The sequence below is a fragment of the Micromonospora sp. NPDC049060 genome (assembly GCF_040649055.1).
GTDB lineage: Bacteria > Actinomycetota > Actinomycetes > Mycobacteriales > Micromonosporaceae > Micromonospora > Micromonospora reichwaldensis.
Window position 1 is genome coordinate 1 of record NZ_JBEZEV010000066.1, and the last position, 21,914, is coordinate 21,914.

Consider the following 21,914-nt stretch of genomic DNA (forward strand, 5'->3'; position numbering starts at 1 on the left):
CGAAGCAGCCAGCAACACCCAATGGCGCAACCTCCGCGTCCCCAACCTCACCCACGTCAACACCATCACCGCCATCAACACCAACACCAACACCAACACCATCCTCTACACCCACTGATAGTGCTTTGTTAGCTCGGCGGCCGGGCTGATCCGGCGCGACGGCCGTCGAGCAGGTGCTTGCGGCGGGGCTGAGAAGTGCCGTTCGACATGCTGTTCCCGTTCCGGCTGCGGGTGGCCTGCGGCGAGGCGTTGTCTGTCGTGAATGCGACTCACTGTCTATAAGGGACAGTACCCGGCCTACCACAGTGGATGCTGACGTAGCATGCCCCGGGTGATCCGCTCATGAGGCCGACCATCGCCGCCGACACCCTGCGTCGGACCCTCACCCAGTACCTCACCACGACCTTCGGTCTGACCGACGAAGGCGTACGCCACGGGCTGGAAGGCTTCCTCGCCCACCCGGAACAGGGCATCTTCCGCGGGCCGTACCTGCGGATCCGCACCCCCTTCCGCACGGCGGAGGGCGGCTGGCGGGCGGGCCTGGACTGGGCGCCGGCCGGCTTCACCCCCTGGTCGCACCAGGCGCGTGCGTTCGCCCGGCTGTCGACCAGGGGCAGGGCGGCCGAGCCGACGTTGATCACCACCGGCACCGGTTCCGGCAAGACCGAATCGTTCCTGATCCCGGTGCTGGACCACTGCCGCCGGCAGCGGCAGCAGGGCAGGGCGGGAATCAAGGCGATCCTGCTCTATCCGATGAACGCCCTGGCGACCGACCAGACGCAGCGCATCAACGAGATGCTCACCGATCCGGCGCTCGCCGGCGTCACCGCCGGCCTCTACATCGGCGACGTCGCGAAGATCGAGTACCGGCACGTGTTCACGAAGCGCTCCGAGATGCGGCGCACCCCGCCGGACATCCTGATCACCAACTACAAGATGCTGGACCTGCTGCTCCAGCGCGCCGACGACCTGCCGCTCTGGCAGGATGCCGCACCGGCGTACGTGGTGCTCGACGAGTTCCACACCTACGACGGCGCGCAGGGCACCGACGTGGCGATGCTGCTGCGCCGCCTCGCCGCCGCGCTCGGGCTCGACGAGCCGGGCCGTCCACTCGGGCCGATCTGCCCGGTGGCCACCTCCGCGACCCTCGGCGAGGGCGGTGGCCGGGACGGTCGGGCCGCGATCCGCGAGGTCGCCGAGCAGGTCTTCGGCGTCGCCTTCGACGCCGCGTCCCTGGTCGGGGAGGACCGCTACGCCTCGGGCGAGTTCATCAGCCACCAGGACTTCAGCCTGCCGCTGCCCACCCCTGAGCAGATCGTCGCCGTCGACGGCCGCGACCCGCAGCGGATGATGGCCGAGGTGGCTGAGCTGATCCTCGGCGAGGCGTGCCTGCACGATCCGGCCCGCCTCGGTGCGCTGCTGCGGAAGCATCCCCTGACCAAGGCGGTCCTCGACTCGCTCGGTCCAGGACCGCGCAGGTTCGACGAGATCATCGACGAGTTGCCCCGCAAGAACGCCACCGGGTGGGGCAGCGCCATGAAGACCCGCCCCGAGATCACCGCACGGGCCCTCGCCCGCTTCGTCGGCCTGCTGTCGATGGCCCGCAACCCGGACGACTCCCGCCAGCCGCTGCTCAACATCGAGACCCATTTGTGGGTCCGGGCCGTCTCCCGGCTGCTGCGCGGCACCTCCCACCAGGCGACCTTCGGCTGGTACGGCGAGGCACCCCGCGAACTGGACCCGTACGCTGTCGAAGCCGACCTCGTGGTGGCCGACACCCGCCACCCGCGGCTGCCGGCCGTCTACTGTCGGCACTGCGGCCGGTCCGGCTGGATGGCGCTGTCGCCGGAGAAGGACCCGCAGGAACTGGAGACCGACCCCGACAAGATCTACCGGGCCAGCGTGGGCCGCGACAAGCGCCGCGTCCGCGCGCTGATCGCCGCCACCGACGACGAGGTACGACAGCGCTCGGCCGGCCTGCTGGTGCTGGAGTACGGCCGCCGCGTGCGCCCCTTCGACCCGCAGCGCGACCGGGAGCGTAGCGACGACGCGATCGTGGTGCTCGGCGACCTCACCGCGATCGACGCCGCCGAGAAGGACCGCTGCCCGTCCTGCGAACTGGACCACGGCATCCGCTTCCTCGGCGCAGGCCTCGCCACCCTCGCCTCCGTGGCGATAACCCAGCTCTTCACCGGCGGTGAACTCGACGAGGCCGAGAAGAAGACCCTGCTGTTCAACGACTCCGTCCAGGACGCCGCGCACCGCGCGGGTTTCGTCGCCAACCGCTCGTACGCCTTCAGCCTGCGGTCCCTGCTCGCCGACCAGCTCAGCCCGGGGGAGACGATCGGGCTGGACGACCTCGTCGTGCGGATGGTCGAGGCGGCGGCCGAGCCGGCCGTCCTCTCCACCGTCGTGCCGCCCGACCTGCACGACCAGCCGGGCGTCGACAGCCTGCTCGCCGGGGAACACAACGGCAGCCGGGAGACCTGGACGCTGATCGCCGAGCGCCTCGTCTTCGCCACCGTGATGGAGACCGGCCTGCGCTCCCGCCAGGGCCGCACCCTGGAGCTGACCCGTGGGGTGGCCGTCCAGGTCGCCCTCGACGACCCGGCTGCCGCCGCCGCGATCTGCCGGGACGTGCACCTCACGGGCGCCGGCCAGCTCGGGGCCATGCCGCCCGACGCCGCCTGCTATGTCGCGTTCGTGCGGGGCCTGCTGGAGCGGTTACGGACCCGGGGAGCCGTCTACCACGAGTGGCTGGTGCCGTACCTGCGGCGCGGCGGCACCCGGTGGCAGGTCTGGGGCGGCCGACCCGCCGGCATGCCGGCGTTCCCGAAGGGGCTGTCCGCGCCCGCGTTCCTGCTGGCGACGCCGAAGAGCCGCTCCGAGTTCGACGCGGTCACCGCACGCGGCAACTGGTACCAGGACTGGACCTCACGCTGCCTCGGGCTCGACCCCGGCGACACCGCCGGCTACCTCTCCCGGCTGCTGCCGGCCCTGGCCGCCGCCGGCATCCTCGCCGCCGCCGACACCGACGACGGCAACACGGTGTACGGGGTGCTCCCCGGCCACCTGCGGGTGACCCGGCTCTCCGACGCCGACGCCGTACGTGCCGGTGTCGGATGCGACGCCTGCCACTGGCAGCAGACCGAGCACCCTGACCGGGTTGGCGACTGGATCGGCCAGCCGTGCCGGCAGTACCGCTGTCGGGGTCGGCTGCGCGCCGTCCACGACGACACCGCGCCGGACGACTACTACCGCCGCCTCTACCTGGAGAGCCGGGTCTTCCGGGTGGTGACCGGCGAACACACCGGCATGCTCACCCGGGCCCAGCGGGAGACCGTGGAGAGGCAGTTCCGCGAGGGGCAGCGCTACACCGACCCGAACGTCCTGTCGTGCACGCCCACCCTGGAGATGGGCATCGACATCGGGGCGCTCTCCGCGGTGGTGCTGGCATCGTTGCCCCACGGCCCGGCCAACTACGTGCAGCGGGCCGGCCGCGCCGGCCGCCGCAGCGGCAACGCCCTCGTGCTGACCCTGGTCGGCCGCTCCGATCGCGACCGCTACTACCTGACCGAGCCGAGGGACATGATCGCCGGGCAGATCGTCCCGCCCGGCTGTTTCCTGTCCGCCGTGGAGATCCTGCGCCGCCAGTACCTCGCCCACCTGATCGACGTGGCCGCCCGGGGCCGGCTGGCCGGGGTGCTGCCGATGCCCCGCCGGGCGCACGTCCTGTTCGGCCCGACCGGCTGGCTGACCACCCTCGCCGAGGCGGGCCGGCGCGACGGGGCCCGACTGGTGGCGGACTTCCTGGCACTCTTCGGCGACAAGATCCTGCCGGAGGCCGCCGAACAACTGCGCCAGTTCGCGGCCGACGGGATCGTGCACCGGACCAAGGAAACCGGCGAGGCGTGGGAGGCCCGCCTGTCCGACCTGCGGCGAAGGCTCCAGGAGATCGCGGCGGCACGGGGCACCCTCGTGGCCAGCGACCCGGACCACGCCCGCGAGATCAGGATGCTGAAAGCGGAGGAGGGTGCCGTCCGCCGGCGGCTGCGAGACATCGGTGGGGCCGCCGCACACAACACACTGGTCGAATTCGGCCTGCTGCCCAACTACGCGCTCATCGACACCCGCACCGACCTGGAAGCGACCCTCACCTGGGAGGAACAGCGCGACGGGGACCGCCGCTTCCACAGCGAGCTGCGGGAATACGCCCGCCCCGCCCGGCAGGCCCTGACCGAGATCGCCCCCGGCAACAGCTACTACGTCCGCGGCTACAAGCACGAGGTCTCCGGGCTCGACGTCGGCCCGGTCGACCGGCCCGCGTACGAGCAGTGGCGGGTCTGCGCCCAGTGCGGCTACGTCCGTACCCACCTCGCCAAGGAGGACACCAGCCCCTGCCCGCGCTGCGAGGATCGGGGCATCGCCGACCACGGTCGGCTCTTCCGGGTGCTGCGCCCGAGCCGGGTGTACAGCCGCGACAAGCGCGACGACGCGCGGATCCGCGACGACAGCGACGACCGGACCCGCCGCTTCTACGCCACCACCGTCGCGGTCGACGTCGACCCGGCCCGGGTCGACACGTCCTGGCGACACGCCCGCGACACCTTCGGCGTGGACTACACCCGGCACGCCATGATCCGCCACTTCAACCTCGGCGCCCAACGCTACGACCGGGCCGCCGAGTTGTTCGCCGGCGACGAGGTGCGGATCAACCGCTTCCACACCTGCACCTCCTGCGGCGGCACCACCGTCGACGGTCTGCCGACGGACAGCCAGCAACTCGCCGCCCAGGCGTCCGGCGCGACCGTCGGGCCGGGCGCCGAGCACCACCGGCCCTGGTGTGCGTACCGGCGCTCGGCGGCGACGCCGGACACCCACGTCGACCTGATCCTGGCCCACGAGCTGGAGACCGAGGCGCTGCGCATCCTGATCCCCGCCGCCACCGCCCTGGTGCAGGAACGGCTGTTGTCCTTCGCCGCCGCCATCCGGCTCGGCATCGCCGCGAAGTACGGCGGCGAGCCCGCCCACCTGGAGACCGTCGCCGCCACGATGCCGGACGGGCAGAGCGACGGCACCCGCAACTTCGTGGTCGTCTACGACACCCAGCCTCAGGGCACGGGATACCTCCACCGCCTCGCCAGGTCGCAGGAGTTCCGTACCGTCCTGGAGTTGGCCCGGCAGCGGATCGCCGACTGCGACTGCCGGCACGAGGCGAAGCCGGTGTGTCACCGCTGCCTGCTGCGCTACGCCCGCAACGAACACTTCGCCCTGATGAGCCGGGAAGAGGCGCTGGGCATGCTCGACAAGCTCCTCGACACCTGGGACGTCGAGGAAGGCACCCGCACCGACGAGATCTCGCTGATCAACCAGGTGGAGAGCGAGCTGGAGCTGCAGTTCCTGACCAAGCTGCTGGCCTTCGGCGAGACGCCGGGTTCCGGGCTGCGCATCGACCGGCGCAGGGATCACGACGGCGCCCGCGTCGCCGATCTGCGTTTCGTCAGCGACGGTGGGCGCAAACTGACGCACTGGCAGATGAAGTTGCAGAACACCGTGCGGGGCACGCGACCCGACGTGCACTTCACCCGCCTCGACGCGCCGTCGCCCGAGGTGGCGGTCTACCTCGACGGGTTCAAGTATCACGCCACCGCCCAACACAACCGGCTCGCCGACGACGCCGAGAAGCGGGCCCGGCTGCGGGCCCACGGCTACCTCGTCTTCGCCGCCACCTGGGATGACGTCAAGACCTGGGGAAGCGCGGAGGGACACGGGCGGTGGATGCCGTACGGCGGCGTCTGCAAGCAGGCGGCCCGGGACAACTACCGAAGGTTCCTTCCCGGCGCCGACCCGGACGAACTCGAGGACACCGTCTGGGTCAACCCCGTCGACCAGCTGATGCGCTTCCTCGCCGACCCGGACCTGACCCGCTGGCAGCGGCGGGCGGAGGCGGCGGTCTGGGGCATGCTGAAGCAGGCCGAGGAGAACAGCGGCACCGATTCCAGCGGAGTGGCGCAGCGGCTGCTGGCCGCCTTGCGTGCCGAGCCGATGCCGGCAACCACCGCACGCCACATCATGGTCGCCCGCTCCCGGGACAACGTGGACTGTCCGATGACCGTCGTCGTCGACGGGCGCAGCAGGCCGTTGCCGACCTTCTCGGCGCTCACCGTCATCGACGACCTGCCCGCTGCCGTCGCTGGCGAGGGGCACAAGAAGCGCTGGGCCGCATGGCTGACCTGGGGAAACGTCATCCAGTTCCTCACCGAGGGCGGCGGCGACGCCGGCCAGCTCGCGCTCTCCGCCCTTGACGCCTTCGATCCCGCCTCCATGGCCGTCACCGAAGGCACCGGACTGGCCCTGACGCGGCGCGCGCTGCCGCTGGACGAGGAGACCGCCACCTGGCTCGGCGTCGCATCCCAGCCGGTGACGACCCGATCCGACCCGGTCGACGACGAGTCGCCCTGGCACGAGGTGGTGCAGTACATGGACCGCGACGAGACCACGCTGGAGCTTCTCGTGCGGCAGCTCGCGCAGCAGGACCTGCCCGCGCCGATCGTCGGTTACGAACTGGGCGACCAGGCATGGCCCGCCGAACTCGCCTGGCCCGATCGACGCATCGCCGTCGTGCTCACCGGCCCGCCGGGCGACCCGGAGGCAGCAGACCGGGACCGGGCGTACGCCGAGGCGGGTTGGCACGCGCGGACCGCGCAGGAATGGTCGGTCGAGGAGTTGGCGGCGCAGCTTGCCGTGAACGGGGGAGAGAGCCGATGAACACCGGAGCCACATTGAGGATGCTGGACCGCGCCGACAAGGAGGTCATGAGGCTCACCCGCGCCGACATCGGGGCGGTATACGAGTTCATGCACAAGTTCCGGCACAACCCGGACAACCCCGGCCTCAGCCTCAAGTCGCTCAACGGCGACTCCCGGCTGATGTCCGCCCGCGTCAACCGGGACTACCGCGCGCTGCTCCTGCACATCGCCGAGCGCGACTACCTGCTCGTCGCGGTCAAGCACCGTGGCGAGGTGTACGACGACCTGTCGCGCTACGCGTACCGGATCAACCGGGTCACCGGCGGCATCGAGGTCGTCGACCTGGCACCGGTGGGTGACAGCATCGTCGGCCGGGTCGTGCCCCCTGAGGCCGAGCCGGAGCCCACGCGGAAGCCGCTCTTCGACACCTACACCGACGCGCAGTTGCTGGAGTTGGGCGTCTCCGAGCCGCTGCTGCCGCAGATCCGCGAACTCACCGGCGAGACCGAACTGCTGGAACTGCTCGACCGAGCGCCCCAGCTCACCACCGACGTGCTCTTCGCCCTCTTCGACGGCACCCCCTACGACGAGGTGCTCAAGCAGGTCACCGACCCGGTACGCGCCGACGATCCGGTCGACCCGGACGACTTCGAGACAGCGGTGCAACGCCCCGCCACGCAGGTCACCTCGGACGACGAGGCGTTGCAGGCGATCATCGGCGAGGCCTTCGAGCGGTGGCAGATCTTCCTGCACCCCACGCAGCGCAAGCTGGTGGAGAAGCAGTACAAGGGCCCGGCCCGCGTCGGCGGCGGGCCCGGCACCGGAAAGACCATCGTCGCGCTGCACCGGGTGGCGCACCTTGCCCGCCAGTTGCCGCCCGGGACGGACCGGCCGATCCTGCTCACCACCTTCAACCGCAACCTCGCCGCCGACCTGCGCACCCGGCTGCTCGCCCTCGGCGGGCAGGAGTTGGTGGCCCGGGTCGACATCGTCAACATCGACCGGCTGGCCAGCCGGGTGGTCGCCGAGGCGAAGGCGGGTGGCAGCCGGCGGGTCGTTGACGACAACCGGGTCGCCGACCTGTGGAGCGAGTTCCTGATCGAGACCGGAGCGTCCGGCTGGGATGCGGAGTTCCTCGCCGCCGAGTGGACCCAGGTGATTCTCGGGCAGGTGCTCAACTCGCGCACCGACTACTTCAAGGCCCGTCGCCCCAACCGCGGTCGCAGCCTGACCCGCGTGGAGCGCGATCAGATCTGGCAGCTGACCGAGCGCTTCACCACCTGGCTGGAGGGACAGGGTGTCTGGACCTGGCATCAGGTGGCCCAGCGGGCGGCCCGCCTCGAGATGGACCGGGCCGCGTCCGGCGACAGCATCAACGGCCGTGAGTCCTCCGGCGGATTCCATCGGCCGCGTTACCGGCACGTCGTCGTCGACGAGGCGCAGGACCTCGGTGCCGCGCACTGGAAGATGCTGCGGGCCATGGTCGCGCCCGGCCCGGACGACATGTTCCTCACCGGCGACACCCACCAGCGGATCTACGACAACCACGTCACGCTGAGCAGCCTGGGCATAAACATCCGCGGCCGGTCGTCGCGGCTGACCCTGAGCTACCGCACCACCCGGCAGATCCTGGCCGACGCCCTTCAGATCATGACCGGCGAGGTGTACGACGACCTCGACGGCGGCGAGGAGGACCTGGCCGGCTACCGCTCGCTGCTGCGCGGAGCGCAGCCGGTCTTCCGGGGCACGCCGACCTGGTCGCAGGAACGGGACCTCATCGCCGAGCAACTGCGCCACTGGGGTGGCCCGACCGACGGATCGGTGGCGATCTGCGTGCCGACGAGGGAGGTCGCCGCGGACGTCATCAGCAGGCTGGAGGCGGACGGGGTGCCGGCGGTGGAGATCGGTCCCGACGGCCCGAAGCGAAGCGACGGCGTGCACGTCGGCACCATGCACCGGTTCAAGGGGCTCGAATACCAGCGCATGATCATCGCCGGTGTCAGTGACGGCCTAGTGCCCCGTCAGATGATCAGCCGGTACCGGGACACCGACCCGAAGCGGTACCAGCGTGAGCGCCAGCGGGACCGTTCACTGCTCTTCGTCGCCGCCACCCGTCCTCGCGACGAACTGGCGGTGTTCTGGCACGGTACGCCCAGTCCGTTCCTCACCAGCCGGCTCGTACAGCGACGACTACCGTGATCGTCGGCTCCGCCGGGTGGGGGACGGATCAGGTAACTGCGAGGAGGCGTTCGTGCAGGTGGGGGACCGCATCGGGGGCCGCTACGAGCTGACCTACCCGATCGGGCGCGGCGGGATGGGTGAGGTCTGGGCTGGTCTCGACGAGCGACTCGACCGGCCCGTCGCCGTCAAGTTCCTCCGGAAACTGGAGGTGCCGCTGGACGAGCGGGAGACTGCCGTCAAGCGGTTCCGGCGCGAGGCGAGAGCGACGGCCCGCCTCGAACACCCCGGCGTGCCCGCCGTGCATGACCTGGGTGAGCACGGTGAGGATCTCTACCTCGCCATGCAGCTGATCCGTGGGATCGTTCTCGCCGACCACATCGCGGAACAGGGGCAACTGTCCGTAGCCGAGGCGGCGTCGATCGCCGCGCAGATCTGTTCCGTGCTCTCGGCCGCCCACACCGCGTCCCTCGTGCACCGCGACCTGAAACCCCAGAACGTCATGATCGCGCCGTCAGGCGTGGTCAAGGTTCTGGACTTCGGCGTGGCCGCGCTGCTCGGCACGGCCGAGACATCCCGCCTCACCGCCACCGGCCGCACCCTCGGCACGCCCGCCTACCTCGCGCCGGAGCAGGCTGCGGGCGATCCCGTCGGACCGGGCGCCGACCTCTACGCACTGGGCTGCATCCTCTTCGAGATGCTTGCCGGGAGGCCGCCGTACGAGGCCACGAACACTCTCGACATGCTGCGCCGGCACCTGCATTCGCCGATCCCGATCGTCACCGAGCACCGGACGGACGTGCCGGACGACCTGGCCCATCTCCTGTTCTGTCTCCTCGCCAAGGAGCCTGCGGAAAGGCCGGCGTCGGCCGTCGAGGTCGAGCAGCTCCTGGCGCCCTTCGTGGGCGCCGGAGAGAAGCGGCTCGGAGAGTGACGCACGAAACCAATCTCCGCTACGTCGGATTCCATTTCGCAACACGGTGCGACCCGCTCCTGTAACTGCGGAGCGGTCCGGAGAAGGAAATCGGTTCGACTCGCAGCAATCGCGCCGCCGGACGTTGCGCACGCGGTGCGAGCGTCACAGGATGACGACAGCACGGCGGCCGGGACATTCCCCCGAACCGGCCGTCGTGCTTTCCCGCTACACCCTCGCTGAGCAGCCCGGATGCCGTACCGCTGAGCGAAGCTGCGGTGTTCGGGCGGGGTGGGCCCGCTCGTGCGGGGAGGACGGGTGGACCCACCCCTTCCATGAACAGGAAGGCAAATGGAGATGAGCACGCGAAACAAGAGGCCGTTTCCGGAAAGTGGCGGAACTAACTATCGCTCTCGCGCGTACCTCAGCCTGTTGCCGTGGCAGGTACGCGAGTGCCGCTTTCCGCTGACCCGGCTCGGGCGTCGGGGCCTGGATCCCGACGAGGTCTACGTCTTCCTCGACCGCCTCGCCGTCGACATGGCCGCGCTGAACGACGCCCTCGCCCAGAGTCGCAGGGAAACCGCGCGGATCAAGTTGGCGCTGCGTACCTGGCAGTCCGATCAGGCCGGCACCAACGGGGACCGGATCCGATGACCCGGCGGTACGTGATCCACCTGCCGATCGTTGCCACCGACCTGTCCGCCGCGCAGCGCCTGGCCCGGGTCGTCGGCCGCTGGATGTCCGTGTTGCCGATGACCGACCCGGGAGAGACCACCGTGTCCGAGGAGGACCGGCAGTTCCTCCGGCACCGGGTCTTCTGCGATGTGCGGTTGTCCGGCGGCCGGCGCTGCGTGCTCCGCGACGGCCACGACGGGGAGTGCTGCCGCCGCCTGCGTCGGTGAGGGCGGACGAGCGCTGGCTGCGATTGCTTGTCGGTACGTGCAGGAAGCGATCGTGCTGCTCGCAGCGGTCACCGTGAACCTGGCCACAGCGATGGGGCGCATCCGGCGACTTGCGTACGCGATCCTGGACGGCAAGCTGATTCCGATCGACCGGGTGGCGGACCAGAGGCCGTACTACTCCGGCAAGCACAAGCGCCATGGGTTGACCTGTGCCCGGCTGATCGTCTCCTGTCGGCGCGAGAGCTTCGGCCGGTGGCGGCGTCGCTTGAACGGCTGACCAAGCTGCGCTGCTGCCCGCTCCGCGCCCTCGAGATCGTGCAGGCCATCCTCGTCCTGCACCACGTCGATGCGAACCGCTACGCATGATGAGAAAGGTCCCCGATGGTGGAACTCGGGGGCGGCTGCGGACAGGTACAGGTGTGACAGCTGAGATGCGGGCCCGGGTCCGGGCCGGAGACACCGATGCGTTCGGTGAGCTCTTCGATGAGCATGCCGATGCGGTCTATCGGCATGCGGTGTGGAGTGGGGGCGATCCGGTTCAGGCCGAGGATGTGGTGTCGCTGACCTTCCTTGAGGCGTGGCGGATCCGGGAATCCTTGCATCCGGATGGAGACAGCCTGCGGCCGTGGCTGCTCGGGATCGCCACCAATGTGCTGCGCAGTCGCAGGCGGGCGGCGCGCCGGCACCGGGAGGCATTGCGGCGATTACCCGTACGCGACACCGTTCCGGACTTTGCTGACGAGGTGGTCGCCCGGATGCACGATGCCGACCAGGTGGCTGCGGTCATGGCGGGACTGCGGGCGCTGCGCCGGGCGGACCGGGAGGTGTTCCTGCTCTGCGTGTGGTCGCAACTGGACTACGCGGCGGCGGCCGAGGCGCTGGGGGTACCCGTCGGGACCGTGCGTTCGCGGCTGTCGCGGGCCCGGACCCGGCTGCGGGTGCTGGCACAGCAGGAGATGGCGCGTACCCGAATGATCCCCGTCAAGCAGGGAGAGTACCGATGAGCGAGCCCACCGCCCCCCAGGTGCCGGCCATGCCGGCGCTGCGCCGGCAGGCATTGCGGCATCATCTGATGAACGAGGTCGAGCGGCCGGCCCGGCGGCCACGGCGGATGCTGGTGCTCGCGCCTGCGGCCGGCGTGCTGGCGGTCGCGGTTGCGGCCGGGACGATCGCCCAGCCGTGGGCGTCAGACAGCGCGCCGCTGATCGTGACGGTCGAGCAGGGCGAACGCAGCGGCGCGACGTTGCTGCTGAACCGGATGGCCGCAGCGGCCGCCGACACGCCGGACCCATCGTCCGGCGAGGGAGAGTACGTCTACATCAGGAGCCGGGTTGCGTTCGCCGAACTGGGTGACGGCCCGGCGCGGCTGCAGCCGGTGCACGAACGGGAGATCTGGATCCCGCGGAACGAGCGCGGTGACGGCTTGCTCCGTCAGCCGTTCCTCAACGTACCGATCATCGGTGTGATTCCGGACCGGGAGACGCTCACGGACGTGACGCCGAACGCGGCGCTCGTCGATCTGCCCAGCAATCCGGACGCCCTGCTGGAGAAGCTCTACCGGGAGCGCGACGAGCGTGGCAGCGGCAACAGCCGCGACGGCGCGGCGTTTACCGCGATCGGCGACATCCTGCGCGAGTCGCTGGTACCGCCACAGACGACTGCCGCGCTCTACCAGGCCGCGGCGAAGATTCCGGGGGTCGAGGTGGTCCGCGGGGTCACCGACGCCGCCGGGCGGCGGGGGGTGGCTGTCGCGTACACCGAGCAGAGCCAGCGCAAAGAGTGGATATTCGATGAACAAACGTACGAATACCTCGGCGAGCGCAGTTACCTCGTGGCGGGCACCGCCGACGGGCCGGCGGGGACGGTGCTGGGCACGACTGCCGTGCTGCAGCGAGCCGTGGTGTCGAACCTCGGACAGCGCCCAGAGAGGTAGCTGCCAAGCAACCGGCGTGATCGATGCTGGTTGTAGTGCTGTGGGACGAGGCTGGGGAGGTGGTTCAGGGTGCGTCTGAACAGCGAGAACGTGAAGGGTAAGACAGCACAGGCGAGGCTCCCGGTCCGGGCATTGGATCTTGGTCGACTGCTGTCCTACCCGAGCCTCACACTGATCGACCTCCGGGCTCGCCGCACCCGCCCTGAGCTGCCGGATCAACTCGGAAAAGGCTCAGTGGAAACCAGGCGTCCGGTCCGCCCGTCGAAGTACTCGACGGACGGACCGGCCTGAGAGTTCGGTGGCCATACGCCGGGCCATCTCGTACCCGACGGCGCAGAAGTCCGCCTCTTGGTCTGCGTCCGGGACCCGGTGCGGCGTGGTGCCTACGAGTGACGGGAAGCTGGGAGTTGAGTGCCGGTTCGCTCTCACGGGAGCGGAGGGAACGGGGCCTGGTGGTATCCGAGGATACGCATCGCCTCCTTGCTGGCCGCGCGGAGTTCCTCGATCTGAAGTGTGGGAACTCGATAGTTGTTGGCCCGCACGGAGGTCAGGAAATCCTCGGGAAGACCCACATGGTAGGTGGCCAGGTAGAACCGTAGGTCCTCGCGCCAGATCCATTCGCCGTCGGTCATCACTGACGCCCCACCGATAATGAATTTCTCACTTCCTAGGACGTCTGACTCGGCCCCCATCACGTCGATCAGATCGTGGCCGTCGCGTAGGTACTGGATCACCAGAGCGGCGTCCGGCAGCGGAGCTCCGTCGAGCTGGTCTTTGATGCTCTCCGCGTAGACCTCAACCGGGTTCGGTCCGAGTTCGCAGAAAAAGCCAACAGTTTTCATCAATATCCCTTTGGTTCGAAGGTCACCCATGTGCCCCCGTCGGCCACGGTGGGTGGCTCCGGTTCCGCCGCCCACCGGTTCGTGCCCACCCTTTCTGTTGGAGCTACCACGCTGACGCCGAGCTCGTCGGCGACCTGCTGGGCGAGCGGCACGGAGTTGAGCGCCTTCGGGTCGATCATCCCGGAGTGGCAGGAAATAAGCCTGACGGGCCCCCCGGTATAGGCAGGGTTCTCCTTGAGTGCCGTGACGATCTGTGCCGCACTGGTCGGAACCCCGTTCATGTCAGCGCCCTCGGCAGACACCTTACCGGGGGCGAAGAACCCCTTGTCGGTGCCGTGTACGACGACATCATGGTGGCTTTCAAGAGGGAGAACCTTCTCCATGTTGCGCATCGTTCTCGCGTCGTACCCAATCACCGTGGAATGGTTCGTGTGATACACCGGATCACCCGCGGGCAGGAGCGAGTCTGCTGGTCGCTGCGGTGCGATCGGTCGGTCCTCCGGGTTCGCCCAGTCCCGGCGCCTTCCCATGCGGTCGGAGGGACCGATTCTTGCAATCCGGTTGAGTGCCTGCTTCAGCTTCTCGATCAGGTCACCGAGCCGCCGCATCTCCGGCATCAGCCGCCGCAGGCTCGCCAGCAGCCCTCGTAGCAGCCGCGCGATCCGCGCAGCCCAGGACGCCACCAAGGTCGTCACCTGCTCCACCACCAGCGGCGTGGCGAGCCCGCCGGTGACGACCAGTTCGCCCGCGTACACGATGAGCCGGGAGACGCAGGTGGCGATGGCGTCGCGGACCAGCAGCCGGACGGCGGCGACCAGCCCGGCGGCTCCCTCGGTGATGGCGGCGAGGGTGTCGGCGCCCTGGGCCAAGCCGCCGATGGCCTGCTGCTGCTCAGCGGCCCAGGCCCGGTAGGCGGGGCCGGCGCCGCCACCCCAGCCTGCGACGTCGGTGCGGACGGTGGCGGCCAGGTCCGCGGCTTCCTTGCGCAGCGACGCGGCGACGTTGCGCCAGGTCTGGGCGTGGGCGGTGATCTGCGCCGGGTCGCCGGCGAGCCAGTCCAGTGCCTCGCTGAGCGGCTTGACGTGCTCGATCAGCCAGGCGATGCCGTACTGGAGCAGCGCACCGACCGGGTCGGAGACGAAGGCGAGGGCGTCCAGTCCGGCGCTGACGACGCCGAGGGTGCCGTCGATCCAGCTGCCGCTGCGGACGCCCTGGGCGATCAACTCGATGTCTTCGCAGATCCAGATGCCGGCCCAGGCGCTGGGCGGGGTGTCGGTTGCGGTGGCGACGAGCGGGTTGGTGGTCACTCCTTGTGCCGTATCCGCTGCAGCGACCGCTCGGCCCGGGCGTCGGAGGCCCGGTAGCGGTCGGCGCCGGTCCGCAGCCTGTCGGCCGTGTCGCGCACCGAGCCGGCGGCGGTGCCGATGCCCCGGACCAGGGTCTGCTGGAGGCCGTCGAGCAGCGCCGGCATGACCGCGCAGAGCCGCCCGTACGCCTCGGCACCCAACCGGACGTGCTGGCCGGCCTGGCGGGCGGTGTCGAGACTGTCGGCGAGGCGGTCGAGGCGCGCGGCGTGGCGGGTCAGGCCGTCGGGGTCGACCTGGATGCCCTCAGCGCCGGGCATCCGGCGTGTCCCGGTCGGGAGCCAGCCGGCGGCGGTACGACTCGACAAGCGCCGTCGCTGTCGGATCCTCGGCGCCGAGGACGCCCGTGGTCGCCTCGGTGATCCTGCTCAGGAGGTCGGCGTGGGCGGCTCGGGTGGTATCGAGGATCTGCCGGGCGGTGTGTGCCGCGGAGTGTTGTCGGGTGCGTTCGTCCAGCCGCAGGCCGACCAGCAGGCCCGACGAGTCGACGGCGACCTCGACCGTCCGGTCGGGGCTGGTCGCCGTGCCCCGCATCGCCTGCACCCGCGACGCCAGTTCCCTGGCCCGGGCCGCCCGGTCCGCGATGGACGCTTCCCAGTCGTCGAGCCGGCGCGTTGCCTCGTCCAGCGCGGCTTCGTCCGCCCACATGCCTGACCCTCCCCAGGGCATCGGCGCCGATCACTCGATGTCGCGGTCACGTTATCAACCGGTGGCGCTGCGTGGTGTGTCGCTCACTTTGGCTGGGGCTGCTGCGTTGACACCAGCACAGCCGACCGACGACTCCGCGATTCTGCCGAGTGTGCGACGAGTGTCGGCCACTCCGCGAATCCCGTGGCCAGCCAGGAGGCGGCCTACCGGGGCGGCGACGGGGCGACCGGGCGGACCGCGGCGAACTGGGAGTGCTCGTACCGGGTGGCGGAGAGAAGCAGCAGCCACTCGTCGCAGCCCTGCCAGGGGTAGAGGTCGGCGGCGCCGCCGCGTACGGTGCGGGGCCCGTCGCCGGTGCGTGGTCGGGCGTCCGTCGGCGCGTCCGCGAAGCCGGGGATCCACACGTCGGCGCAGATCTCGCCAGCCGAGCCCATCGCGGCCAGGCCGAAGGCGTTCTCGCCGGCGGCCGTGCGCTCCTCGGCGCCGAAGTCGTCGAGGATCTGGTCCTCGTCGGGTTTGCCGTCACCGCGGAACGTCAGCGTGGTGGTGCCGGCGCGGGCCGCGTACTCCCACTCGGCTTCGCTGGGCAGCCGGAACGGCAGGGCCTCGAGCAGGTCGCTGAGGTCGTCCTCGATACGGGCCGTGGTCGTGTCCTCGTCGGCGTAGTCGTCCTCGTAGTCGGGCAGCCAGTGCCGGACCTGCGTGACCGTCAGCGGGTGCCGGGCGATCAGGAGCGGTTCGACCCGCACCTCCCGCACGGGCTGTGCGTCCTTGGCGGCGGCGAAGAAGGGCTCGACCGTGTCCTCGACTCCTCCGTCGCGCTCGATGGCGCGTACGGCCTCCAGTTCCGCCTCGGACAGACCCATGCGGAACGTGCCGCCCGGCACCTCCCGGAAAACCACACCCGACGCCGTGTGGCGCCAGGCCGGACGCCCGGCCACGGTATCCTCGATCCACATGGCGCCGAACGCTAGCAGCCGAGGATCTGGTTATGACGGTCTGATCCACCGAGCGGCGTTCCTGGTTCGGGTTGTCCTGCAGTGGCACGCTTTTGATGCCGGAACCCCGCCCCGCCGAGGACGGTGCGCAGCCTCGCTTCCCGATCGACGCACCCCTTGAACCGCACGGCATCCGTCGTCCTAGGCCCGCTCACCAGGTGCCGTCGTCGCCTACATGGGCCGGCGCCCGGCCGAGCAGCACGTCTGCCAGCGACGTCACGCCGTGGAGTGCGGCATCAACCGGCTTCTGACGAAGACCTACTAGACGCCACATAGTACCGTCCGTATTATGTGGCGCATGATAGCGGCAGCGGGTGGCTCGGAAGTCGCCTCCGAGCGGCAGGCCCAGCTACTGCGCGGCTGCCTCGATATGTGCTTGCTTGCGCTGCTTGCCGGCGAGCCGGCGCACGGCTACGAACTCGTCCGCCGACTGGAAACCGCCGGATTTGGAACGGTGAGCTACGGCACCGTCTACCCGTTGATCACCCGATTGCACCGCCTGGGGCTCATCGCCAACGCGCTGCAGCCCAGTCCCAACGGCCCACCTCGCAAGGTTTATCGGCTCACCGATGCCGGCCACGATCGCCTGCGCGCTTGGCGTGAGCAGTGGGTTCAGTTCGCTGGCGTTGTGAACGCAACCCTCGCCGTCCGTCCACCGAATCCAGGAGACGACCATGAGCACGTCGACGTCGGCCGTTGACAACCTCCTCGCCGCCGCAGACCGAGAGTGGCGCGCTCTCGGTATTTACCGTCGTGACCGGGTGAGTCTCGCGGCCGACCTCCGCGCCGAACTCGAGGCAGCAGCCGCCGACGGTCTCGATCCCGCAGAGCTTCTCGGCGCTGACCCTACAGAGTTCGCCGTGCGAATCGCCGAGGAAGCCGGCGTGGAGCGCACCCCGCCGCGGTACGGCCAGGTACTCGGCGTTGCGACCGCGGGCGCGATGCTCTCCCTCGTCGTGGGCTACGTCGTGGTCATTAGCCTGCACCAGGCATTCGTGGCGGCATTCGACCTGCCGCGAAGCGTCCGCGTGCCGGTGTGGCTTGCCGCTGGTGTCTTCTACGGTGCCGTCGCAGCGGTTGTCGTCGCCGGCGCCGTCCTCGCCATTCGCATCGTCCTACGCGACGCGCCCCACATCCGACACACTGCGGCCCGGATGGCACTGCTGCTGCCACCCGCTATCGCAGCCGCGATCGCCGCTGCGGTCACCTTCGCCTGGTCGCTCAACTACCCGCTCACCCCACTGGCGATCGCGGCCGAGGCGGCGATTGTCCTCGCTGCTTTCCTTGCGGCAACGGCGCTGGCCCGTCGCTGGTCTGTGACGGCGGCGCGGTGATTCAGCCAGCCCAATGGTCATGGTCCGAGTCGCTCCTGCGCGTGTCCCATCAACAAATGCTGTGATCGACTTCGACACCGACCAGGCCGGCACCGACCGTGGCCGGGATCGAGCCCGATGACCCGGCGGTACGTGATCCACTGCCGGTTGCCGTCGCCGGCCTGCCCGCGCGCCGCGCCGGGCCGGCCGTCGGCCGGTGCATCTCCGTGCTGCCAATGACCATCCGGGGAACTCCTGTTTCGGGAGAAAGCCAGCAGCGCCTCCGCCACCGCGTCTACTGCGGTGTTCGGCTGCCCGGTGGCCGGCGCTGCGTGCCCCTCGGTGGCCGCGACGACGAGGGCTTCCGCCGCCCGCGTCGTTGACGCTCGCTGACTGTCGGAAACCCGCCATTGCGGCGGTGCGGCTGCGATCAGTAGGCGGCCTCGTGCAGCGGTGGCCGTCCGAGATCGCGCTGGTGAGAGTGGGTTGGCGTGGCGCGGAAACTCGGTGATCGTCGCTCAATCTGGACGGATCCCAGCTCTGGCGGGGCGAGGTACCAAGACGTAGCCTCATTGACCGCGACGAGGTGGACGTTGATCGAACCGCCCATTCCACAGGCGCTTCAATCGACGACGTTGCCCGCGTGTGGCGCCCACCGATCGACGATCTGGCGCAAGCTCCGCTCGGCTGGTCGAGCGGGGGATTCATTTTCGGACGTGACGACCCAAGGAGTTCAACGCATGGCGACGGATGCCCACGACGGACCGGTTCCGGAAGCAGCCGTACGTGGGCAGCGGGTCCTCGACCTCTTGGACAAGGCAATCGACCTCCAGGGCCCACTGGTGCGCAAGAACATCGCCCGGGCCCGCCAGCGGAACCCAGAGGCGACACCAGCAGAGGTGATCCGCAATCTGGAGCGGATGTACGTCAGTGCCCTGACCGGTACGGGTGCCGCAGTCGGCGGAGCCGCGGCGGCACCGGGTGTCGGCACGGGCGTCGCACTGGCGCTGTCGGCCGGCGAGGCTCTTTCATCGCTTCAGCTGAGCGCCCTCTTCGCGCTCTCGATCGCCGAGGTCCACGGAGTGCCCATCGACGAGATCGAACGCCGTCGAACGATCGTGATGGGAATCATGCTCGGCGGGTCCGGTTCCGCCACCATCACCAAGGTCGCCGAGCGTACGGGGCAACACTGGGGACGTCAGGTTGTCGCCAAGGTGCCTGCCGAGACATTGCGTCAGATCAACAAGATCTTGGGGAGACACTTCATCACGAAGTACGGGAGCAAGCAGGGAATCATCGTTCTCGGTCGAGCGGCACCATTCGGTATCGGCGCCGTGATCGGTGGTGGCGCCAACGCTGCCCTCGCCACTCTGGCTGTACGGGCCGGGCGTCGCGCATTCGGCCCACCCCCGACGTCGTGGCCATGTTGACACGCCGCACACCGCAGACGTCTGAGCGTTCGCTCCCCACGAGCGCGCACCCCTAGCCACCCGACGGGGCAGCGGTGCGACCGGGCGGACTGTGGCGAACCTGCGTGTTCGTACGCGCGAGCAAGGCAGGCGCTGCTCGGCGGAGCGCTATCCGGGCGGTTGATCGGGCTGGATGCGTAGTGTCGTGATGGTCGTGGCGAGCATGACGTAGTGCCCGACCAGCATGCACAGCTCGATGCACTCGCGCTCGTCCAGGTGGGCGCGCAGCGCCGTCCACGCCTCGTCGTCGAGGTCGCGGTGGCGTACGAGCCCGTCGACCGCGACCAGCACCGCGTGCTCGCGGGCGGACCACCCGACGCCGATGTCGTCGCTGCTCACGCGCTCGATCTCCGCGTCGGTGACGCCGGCCCGCCGGGCGAGCCTCAGGTGGTGGTCGTGCTCGTAGCGGCAGGCGCACAGGTGCGCGACCCGCAGGATGACCAGTTCGGTCTCCCGTCGGGGCAGCACGCCGCCCGGCATCAGGCGGCGGGCGAAGCGCAGCCAGCCGCGAAACAGCGTGCGGTGGCGGCCGAGCGTGAGGAACAGGTTAGGCGGACCGGTGCCCGTGACCCGGCCCGCCGCCCGGCTGAAAAGCCAGCCGAACGTACCCACGTCGTGCCGGCCGCCCGGGCTGATGCGGGGCGCGGTCACGGTTGGCCATCCGGCTGCGGCGTGGTCAGCGGCGGACGCTCCTCCTGCGCGATGCGCAGCGCGTCGGCGAGCCCGCGTTGGAACCTCCGGTCGAGCAGCGGCTGGACCGCCATGCGCAGCGGCAGCACGGGCCGCACCCATCCGGGCGCGACGATCCGCCGGTTCCGACGGGCGATGCCGCGCTCTAACGCGGCGACGCCGACCTCCAACGAGGCGACGCGGTGCAGCCGGCTGCCGCGCAGGAGCGCCGTCGCGGCCCTGGTGCCGAACCCGCGCGAGGTCATGTCGGTGTCCAGTTCGGCGAAGTACGCGACGCCGGCGCGGGCGCCCGAGGGCCGCAGTTCGACCCGCAGGGTGTTGCCGAGAGCCTCGACGGCGGCCTTGGAGGCGCTGTACGCACCGAGCAGCGGCGCGTGCACCGCCGCGGCGAGTGACGCGATCACCAGCGCGTAGCCGTTCGGGTGGCTGATGTGCGGGGCCGCGGCGCGAAGGGTGTAGTAGGTGCCGAGGACGTTGACGGCGTTCGTCCGCTCGAACACGTCCGGATCGCCGCCGACCAGTGGCAGTTGGGCGGCGACTCCCGCGTTGGCCACGACGACGTCGAGCCCGCCGAGCCGGTCCACGGCCATGTCGACCGCGGCGTCGACCTGGGCTCGGGAGCGGACGTCGCAGCTGCGCCACGGTGCGTCGCCGCACGCCGCCGACACGTCGGCCAGCAGCTCGGGCTCCAACCCGACGACGGCGACACTGGCGCCCCGCTGGTGCAACCGACGGGCCAGGGCGGCACCGATCCCGCGGGCGCCGCCGGTGACGAGGACGCGCCTGCCGGCCAACGACCGGGAATCACCACTCATGGCGGAATTATAGGTATCTACCGATGGGTGAAGACGCGAGGCCCGCAACTACCTGCGCAGTGGCGGCGGTGTCGGTGCTCGGCACTGGAGGTTCCGTGCCGTTCACCGCTCCGGTTCCGGGGCCTGCCGTACAGGCTCGTCCGCGGTGTGCCCATGACTGAGGAAGTACGCCCCGAGGGCGCCGGCGAGGGTGCCGAACACCACCACGGAATAGACGGCCAGCACCAGTTCGAGGATCTGCGCGAACGTGTCGGTGGCGCCGAGCGGCACACCGGTGATCGTGGTGAGCGCGGCGTCGTGCAGGGCCTGCCCATGGTTCCGGTAGGCGCCGGTGACTGTCAGCAACTGCCCGGCGGTCACGATGACCGTCACCGTCACGACGGCGAGCCAGGCCAGCCGGTCGGTGAGCAGTCGGCCGGCCGAGCGGGAGCCGCGGACGGCGGCGGCGACCACGCCGGCTCCCCGGGCCGCCCGAAGCGCGATGGCCGCGCGGGCGAACCGCAGGAAGGGTACGGCGAGGAAGATCACCTGCCACCAGTTCTGCCTCCAGAACTGCCGGGCACGGTGCCGGGCCAGCCAGGCACGCAGGACGAACTCTGCCACGAACACGGCCCACAGGATCCAGCTGGCGACCGTGAGGACGCTGCTGAGTGCCTCGTCGTGAGTGAACGACTGTACGAGCACCAGCAGCAGGAACAGCACGCCGAGGATCCCCATCGGCTTGTCGAGCCGGTGGGTGAGGTCGTCGAGACGGGAATCCTTCTCTCGCCGGTTCCGCGCGGACGCACGTCCGTCCTCGGGCCGGCGGTGGCGGTCGCCGTGATCGTCGGAGTGGCCTGCCGGCACGGTCACGTACCGCAGGGGTGCTCGGCATCGGTGGGACCGGGCCGGACCGCCCGCGACGCGTCCAGAGGACAGCGGGGACGGGCACGTTGCGGGCCACCGGCCACGGTCGTCTGCATGGTCTGGCTCCTCGGGCCGGTGGTGTCGGGACGCGGTGTCGACAACCGACCGTAGGGGCTCGACCACGCCCGGGCTGCCCGTTTGCGTCAAGAGCCGAGATATTCGCGGCTCCTGCCCCCGCGCTGACGGCACATCCC

18 protein-coding genes and 1 pseudogene are annotated in these 21,914 nt (G+C 70.2%); 11 read left to right on the plus strand and 8 right to left on the minus strand.

Annotated elements, in window-relative coordinates; translation table 11 throughout:
- Positions 1-342: 342 nt before the first annotated feature.
- The 8 genes and pseudogenes from AB0B83_RS21615 to AB0B83_RS21650 all read left to right on the plus strand — a co-directional run bounded on the left by AB0B83_RS21615 (position 343) and on the right by AB0B83_RS21650 (position 12,675).
- Positions 343-6,768: a DEAD/DEAH box helicase gene (locus tag AB0B83_RS21615; protein WP_357579672.1), complete on the plus strand. Its 6,426-nt coding sequence runs from the start codon at positions 343-345 to the stop codon at positions 6,766-6,768.
- On the plus strand, positions 6,765-8,948 hold the full coding sequence (locus AB0B83_RS21620) for a UvrD-helicase domain-containing protein (RefSeq protein WP_357579673.1): 2,184 nt from the start codon (positions 6,765-6,767) through the stop codon (positions 8,946-8,948). Before AB0B83_RS21615 ends, AB0B83_RS21620 begins: the two co-directional genes overlap by 4 nt.
- 52 nt (positions 8,949-9,000) lie before the next feature.
- Positions 9,001-9,861: a serine/threonine-protein kinase gene (locus tag AB0B83_RS21625; RefSeq protein WP_357579674.1), complete on the plus strand. Its 861-nt coding sequence runs from the start codon at positions 9,001-9,003 to the stop codon at positions 9,859-9,861.
- Between the two features lie 330 nt (positions 9,862-10,191).
- Positions 10,192-10,494 (plus strand): DivIVA domain-containing protein, encoded by a 303-nt coding sequence (locus tag AB0B83_RS21630; protein ID WP_357579675.1) that lies wholly within the window; start codon positions 10,192-10,194, stop codon positions 10,492-10,494.
- Positions 10,491-10,742: a hypothetical protein gene (locus tag AB0B83_RS21635; protein WP_357579676.1), complete on the plus strand. Its 252-nt coding sequence runs from the start codon at positions 10,491-10,493 to the stop codon at positions 10,740-10,742. The genes AB0B83_RS21630 and AB0B83_RS21635 overlap by 4 nt, the downstream gene beginning before the upstream one ends.
- A gap of 19 nt (positions 10,743-10,761) precedes the next feature.
- Positions 10,762-11,108 (plus strand): annotated as a pseudogene (locus AB0B83_RS21640) (IS5/IS1182 family transposase); the annotation flags it as partial.
- A gap of 53 nt (positions 11,109-11,161) precedes the next feature.
- Entirely contained in the window at positions 11,162-11,746 is a 585-nt protein-coding gene (locus AB0B83_RS21645) for an RNA polymerase sigma factor (protein WP_357579677.1), read from the plus strand.
- A complete protein-coding gene (locus tag AB0B83_RS21650; protein ID WP_357579678.1) occupies positions 11,743-12,675 on the plus strand; it encodes a CU044_5270 family protein in 933 nt (310 codons plus the stop codon). The genes AB0B83_RS21645 and AB0B83_RS21650 overlap by 4 nt, the downstream gene beginning before the upstream one ends.
- A 425-nt stretch (positions 12,676-13,100) precedes the next feature.
- Here AB0B83_RS21650 and AB0B83_RS21655 read toward each other — a convergent pair whose 3' ends face one another.
- The 5 genes from AB0B83_RS21655 to AB0B83_RS21675 form a co-directional block, all read right to left on the minus strand.
- Positions 13,101-13,517 (minus strand): hypothetical protein, encoded by a 417-nt coding sequence (locus AB0B83_RS21655; protein ID WP_357579679.1) that lies wholly within the window; start codon positions 13,515-13,517, stop codon positions 13,101-13,103.
- Positions 13,517-14,824: a hypothetical protein gene (locus AB0B83_RS21660; protein WP_357579680.1), complete on the minus strand. Its 1,308-nt coding sequence runs from the start codon at positions 14,822-14,824 to the stop codon at positions 13,517-13,519. Before AB0B83_RS21660 ends, AB0B83_RS21655 begins: the two co-directional genes overlap by 1 nt.
- Positions 14,821-15,141, minus strand: a complete 321-nt coding sequence (locus AB0B83_RS21665) for a type VII secretion target (protein WP_357579681.1) — start codon at positions 15,139-15,141, stop codon at positions 14,821-14,823. Before AB0B83_RS21665 ends, AB0B83_RS21660 begins: the two co-directional genes overlap by 4 nt.
- Entirely contained in the window at positions 15,128-15,529 is a 402-nt protein-coding gene (locus AB0B83_RS21670; protein ID WP_357579682.1) for a YbaB/EbfC family DNA-binding protein, read from the minus strand. Before AB0B83_RS21670 ends, AB0B83_RS21665 begins: the two co-directional genes overlap by 14 nt.
- A gap of 203 nt (positions 15,530-15,732) precedes the next feature.
- Positions 15,733-16,488, minus strand: coding sequence for an SUMF1/EgtB/PvdO family nonheme iron enzyme (locus tag AB0B83_RS21675; protein ID WP_357579683.1), 756 nt, complete (start codon positions 16,486-16,488; stop codon positions 15,733-15,735).
- A gap of 337 nt (positions 16,489-16,825) precedes the next feature.
- On the opposite strand from AB0B83_RS21675, the gene AB0B83_RS21680 reads away from it, so the two are divergent.
- The 3 genes from AB0B83_RS21680 to AB0B83_RS21690 all read left to right on the plus strand — a co-directional run bounded on the left by AB0B83_RS21680 (position 16,826) and on the right by AB0B83_RS21690 (position 19,270).
- Positions 16,826-17,227 carry a PadR family transcriptional regulator gene (locus tag AB0B83_RS21680; protein ID WP_357579684.1) on the plus strand — a complete coding sequence of 134 codons (402 nt, stop codon included), beginning with the start codon at positions 16,826-16,828 and terminating at the stop codon, positions 17,225-17,227.
- Positions 17,202-17,861, plus strand: coding sequence for a hypothetical protein (locus tag AB0B83_RS21685; protein WP_357579685.1), 660 nt, complete (start codon positions 17,202-17,204; stop codon positions 17,859-17,861). The genes AB0B83_RS21680 and AB0B83_RS21685 overlap by 26 nt, the downstream gene beginning before the upstream one ends.
- Positions 17,862-18,580: 719 nt before the next feature.
- On the plus strand, positions 18,581-19,270 hold the full coding sequence (locus AB0B83_RS21690) for a hypothetical protein (protein ID WP_357579686.1): 690 nt from the start codon (positions 18,581-18,583) through the stop codon (positions 19,268-19,270).
- 147 nt (positions 19,271-19,417) lie between these two features.
- On the opposite strand, the gene AB0B83_RS21695 is transcribed toward AB0B83_RS21690, so the two are convergent.
- From AB0B83_RS21695 to AB0B83_RS21705, 3 genes are all read right to left on the minus strand, one after another.
- Positions 19,418-19,960 carry a carboxymuconolactone decarboxylase family protein gene (locus tag AB0B83_RS21695; RefSeq protein WP_357579687.1) on the minus strand — a complete coding sequence of 181 codons (543 nt, stop codon included), beginning with the start codon at positions 19,958-19,960 and terminating at the stop codon, positions 19,418-19,420.
- A complete protein-coding gene (locus tag AB0B83_RS21700) occupies positions 19,957-20,814 on the minus strand; it encodes an SDR family NAD(P)-dependent oxidoreductase (protein WP_357579688.1) in 858 nt (285 codons plus the stop codon). The genes AB0B83_RS21695 and AB0B83_RS21700 overlap by 4 nt, the downstream gene beginning before the upstream one ends.
- Positions 20,815-20,916: 102 nt before the next feature.
- The gene (locus tag AB0B83_RS21705) at positions 20,917-21,666 is read right to left on the minus strand and encodes a hypothetical protein (RefSeq protein ID WP_357579689.1); all 750 of its coding nucleotides are present in this window, start codon (positions 21,664-21,666) and stop codon (positions 20,917-20,919) included.
- Between the last annotated feature and the right edge of the window lie 248 nt (positions 21,667-21,914).